At 22.4% G+C, this 14,323-nt stretch carries 17 protein-coding genes and 1 pseudogene; 7 read left to right on the top strand and 11 right to left on the bottom strand.

What is annotated here, in order from left to right:
* Positions 1-25 precede the first annotated feature (25 nt).
* The 11 genes from AACL24_RS12845 to AACL24_RS12895 form a co-directional block, all read right to left on the bottom strand.
* Positions 26-1,849 carry an MATE family efflux transporter gene (locus tag AACL24_RS12845; RefSeq protein WP_339047176.1) on the bottom strand — a complete coding sequence of 608 codons (1,824 nt, stop codon included), beginning with the start codon at positions 1,847-1,849 and terminating at the stop codon, positions 26-28.
* 133 nt (positions 1,850-1,982) lie between these two features.
* Positions 1,983-3,395 (bottom strand): ABC transporter permease, encoded by a 1,413-nt coding sequence (locus tag AACL24_RS12850; protein ID WP_339047178.1) that lies wholly within the window; start codon positions 3,393-3,395, stop codon positions 1,983-1,985.
* Positions 3,396-3,655: 260 nt separating this feature from the next.
* Positions 3,656-4,063, bottom strand: coding sequence for a transposase family protein (locus AACL24_RS12855; RefSeq protein ID WP_339045908.1), 408 nt, complete (start codon positions 4,061-4,063; stop codon positions 3,656-3,658).
* A 23-nt stretch (positions 4,064-4,086) separates the two neighbouring features.
* The gene (locus AACL24_RS12860; RefSeq protein ID WP_339045912.1) at positions 4,087-4,509 is read right to left on the bottom strand and encodes a transposase family protein; all 423 of its coding nucleotides are present in this window, start codon (positions 4,507-4,509) and stop codon (positions 4,087-4,089) included.
* 83 nt (positions 4,510-4,592) lie between these two features.
* Positions 4,593-5,411: an ABC transporter ATP-binding protein gene (locus tag AACL24_RS12865; RefSeq protein WP_339047180.1), complete on the bottom strand. Its 819-nt coding sequence runs from the start codon at positions 5,409-5,411 to the stop codon at positions 4,593-4,595.
* Between the two features lie 197 nt (positions 5,412-5,608).
* A complete protein-coding gene (locus tag AACL24_RS12870; RefSeq protein WP_339045908.1) occupies positions 5,609-6,016 on the bottom strand; it encodes a transposase family protein in 408 nt (135 codons plus the stop codon).
* Positions 6,017-6,039: 23 nt separating this feature from the next.
* Positions 6,040-6,462 (bottom strand): transposase family protein, encoded by a 423-nt coding sequence (locus tag AACL24_RS12875; RefSeq protein ID WP_339045912.1) that lies wholly within the window; start codon positions 6,460-6,462, stop codon positions 6,040-6,042.
* 87 nt (positions 6,463-6,549) lie between these two features.
* On the bottom strand, positions 6,550-6,807 hold the full coding sequence (locus AACL24_RS12880) for a hypothetical protein (protein ID WP_339047182.1): 258 nt from the start codon (positions 6,805-6,807) through the stop codon (positions 6,550-6,552).
* 240 nt (positions 6,808-7,047) lie between these two features.
* On the bottom strand, positions 7,048-7,455 hold the full coding sequence (locus tag AACL24_RS12885; protein WP_339045908.1) for a transposase family protein: 408 nt from the start codon (positions 7,453-7,455) through the stop codon (positions 7,048-7,050).
* A 23-nt stretch (positions 7,456-7,478) separates the two neighbouring features.
* Positions 7,479-7,901, bottom strand: a complete 423-nt coding sequence (locus tag AACL24_RS12890; RefSeq protein WP_339045912.1) for a transposase family protein — start codon at positions 7,899-7,901, stop codon at positions 7,479-7,481.
* 298 nt (positions 7,902-8,199) lie between these two features.
* A protein-coding gene (locus tag AACL24_RS12895; protein WP_339046819.1) for an IS5 family transposase occupies positions 8,200-9,029 on the bottom strand; the annotation gives its coding sequence in 2 pieces (ribosomal slippage) (positions 8,200-8,633 and positions 8,633-9,029; 831 coding nt in all).
* A 188-nt stretch (positions 9,030-9,217) separates the two neighbouring features.
* On the opposite strand from AACL24_RS12895, the gene AACL24_RS12900 reads away from it, so the two are divergent.
* From AACL24_RS12900 to AACL24_RS12930, 7 genes and pseudogenes are all read left to right on the top strand, one after another.
* A complete protein-coding gene (locus AACL24_RS12900) occupies positions 9,218-10,162 on the top strand; it encodes an AAA family ATPase (protein WP_339047184.1) in 945 nt (314 codons plus the stop codon).
* Between the two features lie 121 nt (positions 10,163-10,283).
* Positions 10,284-11,345: pseudogene (locus tag AACL24_RS12905) on the top strand (protein translocase subunit SecDF); the annotation flags it as partial.
* Positions 11,346-11,446: 101 nt separating this feature from the next.
* Positions 11,447-11,869, top strand: a complete 423-nt coding sequence (locus tag AACL24_RS12910) for a transposase family protein (RefSeq protein WP_339045912.1) — start codon at positions 11,447-11,449, stop codon at positions 11,867-11,869.
* A 23-nt stretch (positions 11,870-11,892) separates the two neighbouring features.
* Positions 11,893-12,300, top strand: coding sequence for a transposase family protein (locus tag AACL24_RS12915; protein ID WP_339045908.1), 408 nt, complete (start codon positions 11,893-11,895; stop codon positions 12,298-12,300).
* 552 nt (positions 12,301-12,852) lie between these two features.
* Positions 12,853-13,293: a 50S ribosomal protein L13 gene (gene rplM / locus AACL24_RS12920; RefSeq protein WP_252319876.1), complete on the top strand. Its 441-nt coding sequence runs from the start codon at positions 12,853-12,855 to the stop codon at positions 13,291-13,293.
* Between the two features lie 6 nt (positions 13,294-13,299).
* Positions 13,300-13,707 (top strand): 30S ribosomal protein S9, encoded by a 408-nt coding sequence (rpsI, locus tag AACL24_RS12925; protein WP_252319874.1) that lies wholly within the window; start codon positions 13,300-13,302, stop codon positions 13,705-13,707.
* 398 nt (positions 13,708-14,105) lie between these two features.
* Positions 14,106-14,309, top strand: coding sequence for a hypothetical protein (locus tag AACL24_RS12930; protein ID WP_339047188.1), 204 nt, complete (start codon positions 14,106-14,108; stop codon positions 14,307-14,309).
* Positions 14,310-14,323: the final 14 nt, after the last annotated feature.

Consider the following 14,323-nt stretch of genomic DNA (forward strand, 5'->3'; position numbering starts at 1 on the left):
TATATATTAAAGAAATTTTCAATCTTTAGAAATTAGCAATATCAACTTTATCTTTTGCTTTTGGTATATCAATTACTGGTGGAGATTCTGGATATACTTTATTCATACTACTTGCTAAATTTCTTACTCATTTACCACGATGATAAATAAATAAAGAAATAATCATTTTAATAACATCACAAGAACGCATAATAGCATAAATATAAACAATATCTAAAGGACTATAATGTACCTCAATAAATAAAATTAATATTGAAAAACATCAAGTAGAACAACTATCAACAAGTAAAACAGTAATTGCTAAGCCACCAGCACGAAATGCATAAATACAAGTATACAAAATAGTATAAGCACTAAAAACTATAGCATCAACACGCATCATTCAACTAGAAATTCGTAAGGCTTCTGTTGTTGCATTAAATAATAATTGTGGTAAAAAAAATGAAGATAAAACTAATAAACCAGCAAAAAATAATGAAACAAAAAAGCCTAACCTAATTAAATGTTTAGTATTATATTTAGCACCAATCAAATCATCGGCACCTAAACGATTGGCAATTAACACCGAAGAAGCAATACCAAATCCAATATATAAAGTATAGAACATGGTATTAATCGTGGAAGCAATTGCCGAACCACTTAATGCTTCAAAGCTTCATTGCGAAATTAATCTAATAATCATTGTCGTAGCAACTGCAAATAATAAATCATTTAACATTAATGGCCATGTTTTAATTATAATTTTTTTAAATAAATCACCCCTAATCTTAAACATTTTCAAAACTTTTGGTTGAAATTCATATTTCTTTCATATAATAAAACTACTAATTAATGCCAACTGAGCAATTCTCGCTGTTAAAGTAGCAACTCCTGAACCTCGTGCTCCAATTCCTGCAACTGCACCAATACCATTAATTAATAACAAATTTAATAAAAAGTTAATAAATACTGAAACAAAAGTTAATATTAATGGAATATAACCACGTTTTGTTTCACGAAATACTGAAACAAAAGCAAAGTTTATTCCTAACAATGGATAAGAAAAAACAATTCATTGATTATAATCAATACCTTGTGCTGTTGCTAAAGATGCTGAATGAAATTCATAATAACGTAAAATAATTTGTACAAATTGGGGATCGTTTTTATCAATATTATGAACATTCATAAAATCAATAAGTGAATTTTCATCAAAAGCATGATTATAATTTAAAATGTCCTTTAGCTCATTAATATCATTAAGAGTTAATCCTTTAGCAGCACATAATTGATTAAATTTATCCAATGCACTACTAGGACTAGTAGTATAAGAAATTAAATATTCACCCACTGTATAAGATAAAATAATAACTATCACTCCAATTAAAAATCCAAAAATAATTCTCATTCTTACTGTTTGTCTTAAAGAACCATATCTTCCAGCTCCATAAAATTGAGCACCAAAAATACTAACACCGTTGATAAAACCTCCCATAACGGCATAAATAATAACAAAAATTTGATTAGAAGCAGTAACTCCCGAAACAGCAATTTGTCCTGCTGAATATTGCAAATGATAAAAATGTTCTAAACCATTATCTTTTCATCAACTTCAATTATCTCAAAGTCCTAATGAAGTAAAAATATCCCTAATATGTTCATTCATTGGCTTTAAATCACTAATAAAACTATCCTTTAATTCTCCAACCATAATATTATCTAGTAAATTCATTGATGCTGATAATATTTGTTGCAATACTGCCGGAATAATAATCATTAATGCTAATAAATACCATTTTTTAGTAGCAAAAAAATTACTAATTTTATGTGGATTTGCTCTATTATTAATTTTAAATCCACTAATTTTCATAATTTCACCCTTATCATTAATTTGCTCTATATTATAATAATAATTTTACATCATTTAAATAATGAGGTTTGAAATTTAATATATAAAAAATCAACATCTTTGATGTTGATTTTTTATAAAAGATACTAAACTGCTAAGTAAAATCTCTACGATTAAATACTAATCATGAAGAACAAAATAAACCAATACCAAGCAAAACATACACAGTCAATAAAACTGGAAAATTAAGAATTTTACTATTAGTTGCTTTATTGGTATCAACTTGATAATTTGTGTTAACTTTATTAAAACTAACTAAATAAGGATCTGCTGTCATAGAATACTCACTTGGATAAGCAAAGATTGAACTTTGTTCAGTCGATATTCCATCTCAAATATATTTTAATTGATAAAAAATATTTAAATAACGCATTGCTTTAACTTGTGATGTCTTAGTATTAAGAGCATCATATTGTGATTGAGAAAGAGATGTATTTAAACCCGTAATCATAAGATTTACTGAATAATCAACATTATTGCTACCAACACCATTTGATCTTTTGGGACGAAGGTTATCTAGTCCAACTTTTTTACCTGTCATTAATTCTTCAAAACTTTGTTCTTTTCATTGACGAAAAGCATTACTAATATTGTAAATATGAGTAACTAAGTCCTTAGGAGCATCAGCAGTTGGTGGAGTACTAGTACTACCATTCTTAATTGCTAATACTATTGTTTGTTCTTTTTGATAATCATAATTATTAGGATACTTAACTTCTTTAATATATGTATCGTAAATACTAAACATAGCCTTTTGAATAGATTCAATAGTAGTTGTTGGGTCTTTTCTATATACGTCATTAATTCAATCAATATCAGTTTTATCTAATTTAGCTTTTACATTATTATAAACTGCTAATGACTGTGAAACAACATAATATGTAGGATCAAATGTTACTAAACCATTAATTAATGTCGCAAAAATATTGAATAAGGCAGCCATTCCAATCATAATTGCAACTAAAGCCTTAGCATTTAAAATTAATGAAAATAAAATAGCAATTGAAGAAATAATTAAATCAAAAATAATAGCAACACCAAATAAAATTCATAAATAAGGAAATACCGCATTATAAATAGTTGAGCTACCAATGCCAGGAATAGTAATAACAAAACTAGCAATAAAAATAGATAAAAATAAATATAAAATAATTACCACTTGTAAAGATAATAACTTTTCAGTTCAAATTCTAATTCTACTAACTGGCTTTGATACTAAAATCAATAAAGTACCATCATCAATTTCATCACGAAAAACTTGTGTTGCTTTAACTGAAATAAATACAAAAATCATAATTGATAAAAGTACCGAGAACGATAATACTTTTCATTGTGGTACATAAAAGTTTAATGCTTGATCATAAGTTAATTGTTTTATTGCTTCAGAACCCACAAATAACGAAATTAAAGACCAAGATAAAGCAAGAAAAATTAAAGTTATAATAAAAATAATTCAAGTTGAAGGAGTAGCAATCATCTTTTTAAAAGTATAACGAAATATTGGCATTATTTTTCTCCCTTCTTATTTTTTTCATTAGCTTCCATAACAATTCGTTCATACATTGGACATATTCCGTAATTAAATTTAATTAATTGTCAATAAAATTGTTTTAAAACTATTTAGTGTTATTGAATATAGAAATAAATATTTTTTGAAAAAATAGTTTAAAAAATGAGTTTACATTTTAAACAAAAAATTGTTAATAATATTTTTATATTAACTCGATAAAAATTTAAATTTTAAAAAAATATTTTTAATATTTTTTTTTATTTTAATGGTTTTATTTTATTAAAAATTTCACAAAGTAAGTTAAATCTTAAGTACATAAGTCTAAATTTAGATTTTCTACATTTATTTACTAAAATTTTGAATCTTTTCAATCAAGCAAAGACATGTTCAACTTTAATTCTAATTTTAGATACAATCTTATTGTATTTTCTTTCTTGTTTAGTTAATTTTTTATTTTTAGTTCTTTTAATTGGTATTATTGTATTTTTATAAATATTTTGTATACCTTGATATCCTAAATCACCAATAATTATTGTTTTTTCTGAAAATTCAAGATTTGAATTTTTTAATATTTGAAAATCATGCACTTTACCATTATCAGCAAAAATATCAACAATTTTTTTATTAAAAAAATCATATACAATTTGAAATTTTATAGAATACATTCAACTTTTACCAGAAAAATATTCTAACTGTAGTTTTTTTTAGTTGGTCTTTCAATTTCAATCTCAGTTGAATCAATTAAATAAAATTGAAATTCATTTGAATTTTCTTGTTTTTTATCAATTTTTAATTTATATCTTTCTTTTAAAAATTGGTAATCTTTGTGGTTACTAAGTTTATTTTCTACTCAAGTAATATTTCGAAAACAACTTGATGGGCTCATTTTAGATTTAATACTCATTTGAAAAAAAGTATAATATTCTTTTCAGTATAATAAAGTCATCATTAATCTTTCTTCTACTGAAAGTTTATTTTTTCGACCTTTATTTTTTTCTAATTTTTCTATTTCAATTAATTTTTCTAACATTTCATTAAAATGAAAACGTTTTATACCAAAATATCTATAAAATTCTTCATTTTTTAATTTTTTTAAATTTTCAAAAATCATTTTTATCAACACTTTTCTAAATTTATTGTTAATAACAAAATTATAAAATAAATTTTAAAATTATTAATTGACTTTTAAAAAATTTAATTACGGAATATGTCTATTGTTTGCAAATCAACAGTATATGGTTTTAAATAAGTAATGATGATATTAGCACTTAAAGCAATTGCTAATACTTCTGCAACTTGTGCTTCAGTTTTAATATTTACCAATAAACGATTTTCATTAACATCTACTGAAAATTTTTTATCTATTAATAACTTCATTAATTTATTATTGTTATTATTAGAACTTATTTCATATAATGAATCAGTTTTATTAACCAATCCTGTATAAACAACTTTACTATAATTTAAAACAGTAACTTCATCGGCTAAATTTTGTAATTCAGATAAAATATGTGATGAAATAAAAACAGTTTTACCTTGTTCACGAAGCTTTCTTAAATCATTAAACAATTCTGTTCTTGCTGTTGGATCAAGATTAGCGGCTGATTCATCTAAAATTAAGACATCTGGATTATTTAATAGTGATTGTGCTAATAACACCTTTTTCTTCATACCCGAAGAATAAGCATTAGGGTTGCGTTTTTTAAATTTCCATAAATCTAATTCCTTTAAAATCATTTCTGTCTTTTCCTTAGCAATTTTATATTTCAAACCACTAATTTGTCCCATTGAAATTAAATAATCATAAGTAGTAATTCGTTTAGGAAATCTTGCAGCTTCTGGAATATAACCTACTTGTTTTTTTGCTTCAACTGTTCATGAACGCTTACCATGAATAATTAAATCACCGTGTGTTTCAACCATAGCGCTAATTAAACACTTAATAGTAGTAGTTTTACCTGATCCATTTGGACCAATAAAACCATGAATAGTACCTTTTTTAACTTTGGACATATTCCGTAATTAAATTTAATTAATTGTCAATAAAATTGTTTTAAAACTATTTAGTGTTATTGAATATAGAAATAAATATTTTTTGAAAAAATAGTTTAAAAAATGAGTTTACATTTTAAACAAAAAATTGTTAATAATATTTTTATATTAACTCGATAAAAATTTAAATTTTAAAAAAATATTTTTAATATTTTTTTTTATTTTAATGGTTTTATTTTATTAAAAATTTCACAAAGTAAGTTAAATCTTAAGTACATAAGTCTAAATTTAGATTTTCTACATTTATTTACTAAAATTTTGAATCTTTTCAATCAAGCAAAGACATGTTCAACTTTAATTCTAATTTTAGATACAATCTTATTGTATTTTCTTTCTTGTTTAGTTAATTTTTTATTTTTAGTTCTTTTAATTGGTATTATTGTATTTTTATAAATATTTTGTATACCTTGATATCCTAAATCACCAATAATTATTGTTTTTTCTGAAAATTCAAGATTTGAATTTTTTAATATTTGAAAATCATGCACTTTACCATTATCAGCAAAAATATCAACAATTTTTTTATTAAAAAAATCATATACAATTTGAAATTTTATAGAATACATTCAACTTTTACCAGAAAAATATTCTAACTGTAGTTTTTTTTAGTTGGTCTTTCAATTTCAATCTCAGTTGAATCAATTAAATAAAATTGAAATTCATTTGAATTTTCTTGTTTTTTATCAATTTTTAATTTATATCTTTCTTTTAAAAATTGGTAATCTTTGTGGTTACTAAGTTTATTTTCTACTCAAGTAATATTTCGAAAACAACTTGATGGGCTCATTTTAGATTTAATACTCATTTGAAAAAAAGTATAATATTCTTTTCAGTATAATAAAGTCATCATTAATCTTTCTTCTACTGAAAGTTTATTTTTTCGACCTTTATTTTTTTCTAATTTTTCTATTTCAATTAATTTTTCTAACATTTCATTAAAATGAAAACGTTTTATACCAAAATATCTATAAAATTCTTCATTTTTTAATTTTTTTAAATTTTCAAAAATCATTTTTATCAACACTTTTCTAAATTTATTGTTAATAACAAAATTATAAAATAAATTTTAAAATTATTAATTGACTTTTAAAAAATTTAATTACGGAATATGTCTTTTAATAATAGCATTATCAACAGCTTTAAATTTTTTAAACTGTTTAGTAAAATCACGAATTAAAACTGCATATTGAGCATCTTCGGGATTAACTATTACATTACGGTTATAATGATTACGTCAGTTTTTAAAATATGATTTAATAAAATTTAGAAATTTATGTTTTTCTTTTGATTTAGCATTAACATCATCTTCAACTAAAGAACTATTAATAACTGGTTTTAATATTTCTTGTTTTTTCATACTCATTCTCCTAACTACTTAAATATAATAATTACTATGGACATATTCCGTAATTAAATTTAATTAATTGTCAATAAAATTGTTTTAAAACTATTTAGTGTTATTGAATATAGAAATAAATATTTTTTGAAAAAATAGTTTAAAAAATGAGTTTACATTTTAAACAAAAAATTGTTAATAATATTTTTATATTAACTCGATAAAAATTTAAATTTTAAAAAAATATTTTTAATATTTTTTTTATTTTAATGGTTTTATTTTATTAAAAATTTCACAAAGTAAGTTAAATCTTAAGTACATAAGTCTAAATTTAGATTTTCTACATTTATTTACTAAAATTTTGAATCTTTTCAATCAAGCAAAGACATGTTCAACTTTAATTCTAATTTTAGATACAATCTTATTGTATTTTCTTTCTTGTTTAGTTAATTTTTTATTTTTAGTTCTTTTAATTGGTATTATTGTATTTTTATAAATATTTTGTATACCTTGATATCCTAAATCACCAATAATTATTGTTTTTTCTGAAAATTCAAGATTTGAATTTTTTAATATTTGAAAATCATGCACTTTACCATTATCAGCAAAAATATCAACAATTTTTTTATTAAAAAAATCATATACAATTTGAAATTTTATAGAATACATTCAACTTTTACCAGAAAAATATTCTAACTGTAGTTTTTTTTAGTTGGTCTTTCAATTTCAATCTCAGTTGAATCAATTAAATAAAATTGAAATTCATTTGAATTTTCTTGTTTTTTATCAATTTTTAATTTATATCTTTCTTTTAAAAATTGGTAATCTTTGTGGTTACTAAGTTTATTTTCTACTCAAGTAATATTTCGAAAACAACTTGATGGGCTCATTTTAGATTTAATACTCATTTGAAAAAAAGTATAATATTCTTTTCAGTATAATAAAGTCATCATTAATCTTTCTTCTACTGAAAGTTTATTTTTTCGACCTTTATTTTTTTCTAATTTTTCTATTTCAATTAATTTTTCTAACATTTCATTAAAATGAAAACGTTTTATACCAAAATATCTATAAAATTCTTCATTTTTTAATTTTTTTAAATTTTCAAAAATCATTTTTATCAACACTTTTCTAAATTTATTGTTAATAACAAAATTATAAAATAAATTTTAAAATTATTAATTGACTTTTAAAAAATTTAATTACGGAATATGTCTTATATGGTTAATATACTAGACTTCTTGCAAAACTATGATATTAATCACATTTTTTAAGTTTAAAAATTTATTTTAATAACACTTTTAATATTTTTTAAAAATTATTGTTCAAAATATGTTTTATTTTTTGTCATTAAAATACAACAAAAATTATTATTTCAAATAAAAAAATAAAATATTAAATTATCAAATATATTTAAATTAATAATTGTAAATTATAAATTGAAGCTATTAAATTAAATCTTAATGCAAATTTTTTTCTTCTATTTCGATATTTTTCACTAATAATTTTAAATTTTTTAAGAATCGCAAAAACATGTTCAATAACAACTCTCATTTTTGAAATAGCCTTATTATTTTTCTTTTCTTCTTTAGTTAAAGGGTTTTTCTTTGATTTTCGTTTAGGTAATAAGACATTTTTATGTATGTTTTGTATACCTTGATATCCTAAATCTACTAAAATAGTTGTTTCTGATAAAAATTTCGTTTTTGAATTTTTTAAAATTTTAAAATCATGATTTTTACCATAAGAAAAATAAGAACTTATAATTTTTTTACTATCTTTTTCAATTATGACTTGAGTTTTTATTGTATGTTTTTTCTTTTTTCCTGAATAATATTGTTTTTGACTTTTTTTGGGCGTTGAATAGTACTTTCAGTCACATCAATGATAACTGTTTTATCTTTAAAATTATTATTTAACAGTGATTTTTGCCCATCAAGTTGTTGAAAATCAGGATGTTTTATTAAAGTATTTTCTATTCACTTGATATTCCTATAGCAACTACTTTCACTAATTCCATAACTTTTAGCAATATGAAAATAAGTTCGATACTCTCTTCAATATTCTAAAGTCATTAATAAACGATTTTCTAATGATAATTTATTAGGTGTACCACCATTTTTAAACTTTTTTACTTCTTCTGTCTTTAAAATTTTTAGAATTTTATTAAAAATAATATCATTTATACCAGTTAATCTTAATAATTCTGGATTGTTAATAGTTTTTAATTTATCAAACATCATAGATTACCTATCTTTTTTATTTTTAATTTTATTTTAAAAATTAAATTTTTAATAGATAGGTTTTGCAAGAAGTCTATTATTAAAATTAGGTTTTAGTTCAATAGTAATTAATAATTTTTTATTAAGAAATATTAATTGAGATTTGGAAGTTGAAGAAATTATTGCATTAGCTATTAAGGAAATAAAATATGGGTATTAGTAGTTTTAATAATTTTGTTGGACAAAATAATGTTATTGAACGTATTCTAATTTTAATCAAAGGTAGTAAAATTCAAAATATTGCTTTAAGTCATATTTTATTAATTGGTCCTCCTGGTATTGGAAAAACAACTATTGCACGATTAATAGCAGAAGAATTGCAAGTAAATTTTCATAGTTTAGAAGGAACAAGCATTAATAAAACTAGCGATATTATTAGTATTTTAGCAAATATCAAACAATCTGATATAGTTTTTATTGATGAAATTCATGTTGTTAACTATGAAATATTAGAAGTATTATATTCTGCATTAGAAGGTAATTTTATTAATATTATGATTGGTAAAGATTATAATAATAAAATTGTTAAAATTAATTTACCCTCTTTTACATTTATTGGTGCTACTAATAAAGTAGGAATCTTAACTAAAGCGTTGATAAGTCGTATTCCTAATATTTTACAATTATCTGATTATAATTATCAGGATATTAAAAGTATTATTTCACAAGTTTCTTTAAGTTTAAATTGAAAATTAGAAAATAATATAATAAATATTATTGCTAATCATTGTCGTAATATTCCGCGACTCATTATTAACATCATTAAACAATTGTATAATTATTGTGTTGTTATGAATGTAGATTTAAATGAAACTAATATTTTGCAAATTTTATTTTTTTTGCAAATTTATCCTTTAGGTTTAAATAGTTTACAATTGGCATATTTAGCATTGTTTAATAATGTAAATTTAGATAAAAGTTTGAGTATTGAAACTATTTGTCAACTTTTGAATGAAGAAAGAAAAAATCTTGAAATTCATTATGAACCTTGACTTATTCATTGTGGTTTAATTATTAAGACAACTAAGGGTCGTAAAATAACAATTATTGGTAAAGAGTATATTAATAATAATATAATTTGATTTAGAAAATAATTATTTTTGATATTACTGTAAAACAATTGTTATTTATAACGAATGTTGGTATTCTTATATAGTCCTTAAATAATATACAATCTATGTTTATACAAATAAAATGATTTAGGAGTGAAGAAATATGAACACTTCTTCTAGGACAAGAAAAACTAAAAATCTTGGATTTTTTTTAAGGATTTTTAGTTTAATAATTATTGTTTCTGCAATAATAATTTCAGTAGTGTTTAGTGCTAAATATGTTGAAAATAATAGTAAATTAAGTATTGAGTTTGCTGGTGGTTATCAAACACAAGTTCAATATGAGGGTAAAGGTAAACAAAAAGATGTTATTAATTTATTAAAAGACAGAGTTGACCCTTTAGGTACTAGTAACGTTTATATTGAAAGCATTACTAGCAATAATAATAATAAGTATAATTTAGCGTTGAGTAAAGATGCGGGAGTTGATATTTCTACTTTTGTTCACAGTGTATCACGACGTGGTTATTCTTATATTGTTGATAAAGATGGTAATGATTTATTAGCAACCGAAAAGAAAGATGACAAAGCTACTACTTGAACAAAAAGAGATAAAAGATTATTAACTAGTGATGTTTTTTCTGCTATTAAAGCTGTTAATAATTCTGTTACTCATCGCCCAGAACTTGTTTTTGATGTTAAAAATGATTCAGTTTTAAAAGAACTTACTTCTGCCAAAGAAAATACATTTTATATTTATTCAGATATTGGTCAGTTATTAGATTATATTCGAAGTAGTATGGAGGGTATTCGCTCCCTTGCTTTTATAATTGATAATCTTAAAAATGATACTGATGGTAAGATTAAAGCATCATTAACATCATTATTAGATAATAATACACCAGGTCTTGGTAAAGGTACTGATATTTTAGCTAGAGCTAAAGCACAAGACCCTACTTTAGCACGACTATTAAATCCTAATCAAAATGGTCAATTTGGTATTAATTGAATTTATTCTGATAATTTAGGTTCAGTTCATAGTCTTTCTGTTGATACTAATGATGAAAAAAATACATATGATCCTGCTAATCGCTTTGATCCTTTTGCTTCTCCTATTGTTGGTTCACCTATGAATGCATGATTGCCTTATATTAAAGATTTATTACGTTTACCAGATGTTTCAGATATTTTACATGAAGATGTTATTGATTATCGTTATATTCCAGACATATTCCGTAATTAAATTTTTTAAAAGTCAATTAATAATTTTAAAATTTATTTTATAATTTTGTTATTAACAATAAATTTAGAAAAGTGTTGATAAAAATGATTTTTGAAAATTTAAAAAAATTAAAAAATGAAGAATTTTATAGATATTTTGGTATAAAACGTTTTCATTTTAATGAAATGTTAGAAAAATTAATTGAAATAGAAAAATTAGAAAAAAATAAAGGTCGAAAAAATAAACTTTCAGTAGAAGAAAGATTAATGATGACTTTATTATACTGAAAAGAATATTATACTTTTTTTCAAATGAGTATTAAATCTAAAATGAGCCCATCAAGTTGTTTTCGAAATATTACTTGAGTAGAAAATAAACTTAGTAACCACAAAGATTACCAATTTTTAAAAGAAAGATATAAATTAAAAATTGATAAAAAACAAGAAAATTCAAATGAATTTCAATTTTATTTAATTGATTCAACTGAGATTGAAATTGAAAGACCAACTAAAAAAAACTACAGTTAGAATATTTTTCTGGTAAAAGTTGAATGTATTCTATAAAATTTCAAATTGTATATGATTTTTTTAATAAAAAAATTGTTGATATTTTTGCTGATAATGGTAAAGTGCATGATTTTCAAATATTAAAAAATTCAAATCTTGAATTTTCAGAAAAAACAATAATTATTGGTGATTTAGGATATCAAGGTATACAAAATATTTATAAAAATACAATAATACCAATTAAAAGAACTAAAAATAAAAAATTAACTAAACAAGAAAGAAAATACAATAAGATTGTATCTAAAATTAGAATTAAAGTTGAACATGTCTTTGCTTGATTGAAAAGATTCAAAATTTTAGTAAATAAATGTAGAAAATCTAAATTTAGACTTATGTACTTAAGATTTAACTTACTTTGTGAAATTTTTAATAAAATAAAACCATTAAAATAAAAAAAATATTAAAAATATTTTTTTAAAATTTAAATTTTTATCGAGTTAATATAAAAATATTATTAACAATTTTTTGTTTAAAATGTAAACTCATTTTTTAAACTATTTTTTCAAAAAATATTTATTTCTATATTCAATAACACTAAATAGTTTTAAAACAATTTTATTGACAATTAATTAAATTTAATTACGGAATATGTCCTATGTTTGTCATTAATAAAGAACATGTTGTCATTAGTTTTATTAAATTTTTCATGGTTATTTATTCTCCTTTTAATTTATTTTTAGTTTTTAATTTATTGTTTTCATTTTCTTCATATTCTTCAATAGTTTGTAATTCTTTTTTAGAAAATAATACTATATTTTTAAAAAATAAATATTTTTATAAGAGTTAGTTATAACTTTTAATTATTTATTTTGTAATCCATAATTTTATGTAAAAATAATTATTAAATCTTTGATAATACTTGTTTTTTTAAATAAGTTTCTATATAATTATTAATGCTTTAAGCAATGTAGTCCCGGTAAAAATTACACTGTAAGGAGAAAAAAATGCGTCAAACAACAATGAATTTCAGTAACATTGAAAAAAAGTGATATGTTATTGATGCCAGTGGTTTAATTTTAGGACGCCTTGCAACTAAAGTTGCAATGATATTGCGTGGTAAAAATAAACCTTCATTTACACCACATTTAGATTGTGGAGATTATATCATTATTATTAATGCAAACAAAATTAAATTAACAGGTAATAAATTACAAGATAAGAAGTATTATAACCATTCACAATATCCTGGTGGATTACGTGTACGTAATGCACAAAGTATGATTGCTAAAGATGCTTCTGAATTAGTAGAGATAGCGATTAAAGGTATGCTACCAAATACTACCTTAGGTCGTAAGCAATTTACACATCTTCATGTTTATAACCATGATCAACATCAACATCAAGCCCAAAACCCCGAAGTTTTAATATTAGGCCAAGAGGAGTAGACTTTTATGACAACATCTAATAAACCCGTAACTTATTCAAGTTCAGGCGGACGTAAAACGTCAACTGCCCGTGTTCATTTAAAAAATACTGGTCAATCAAAAATATTAATTAATGGTTTTGAGCCTTTAAAATATTTAGAACAAGAAATCTTAGTTCAAGATATGTTATTACCTTTAAAAGTAACTAATACGTTAGAAAACTTTGAAATTAATATCAAAGTTGAAGGTGGCGGAAGAACTGGTCAAGCTGGTGCAGCACGTTTAGCTTTATCTAATGTTTTAGTTAAGGTGTCAGAAGATTATCGAGTATTATTAAGACAATTTGGATTATTAACTCGTGATGCACGTAAAAAAGAACGTAAAAAATATGGTTTAAAAGCAGCCAGAAAAGCACCGCAGTTTTCAAAACGTTAATAGTAATTAAAAAAAGAGTCTCAGACTCTTTTTTTAATTACTATTATCTAATATTTTTTTATTATTATAGTATTACTAGAATTTTATATATTAGACTTCTTGCAAAACCTATCTATTAAAAATTTAATTTTTAATAGATAGGTTTTGCAAGAAGTCTATTACATAACTAAATAAAAATTATTAAAGGCTATAGTGCAGATATAACTAATAGTAATTTTTGTGTTGCTCTTTTAAAACTTGATATTTTTTGGTTCCATTCCCCTAGAACCCCTATCCTCCAAGGCTTATGCTACTTACAGTAGCATAAGCCTTACGTATAATAGTAGAAGTATTAGTTAGTAGTATATAAGCCTTTTATCACTGTAGGTGATAAGGCTTATACATAGAAAGAATTCGTAATGATTAATGTTAATTTAGATATTAAAAATAAAGTAAGAGAAACAACTAAAGGTATGTTATTAGAAATTGGTGAATATGAAACATGATTTCCAATTAAAGATACTATTATTAATCAAAATAATAAAAAAATAACATTAAAAATAATTGAAGATTTTAATTATAAATTGGTAATGTTTAGTAATCTGTGTAACTTACAAAAATAACTATGTTTAATTAA

The organism is Spiroplasma endosymbiont of Colias croceus (genome assembly GCF_964020095.1).
Classification (GTDB): domain Bacteria; phylum Bacillota_I; class Bacilli_A; order Mycoplasmatales; family VBWQ01; genus Spiroplasma_E.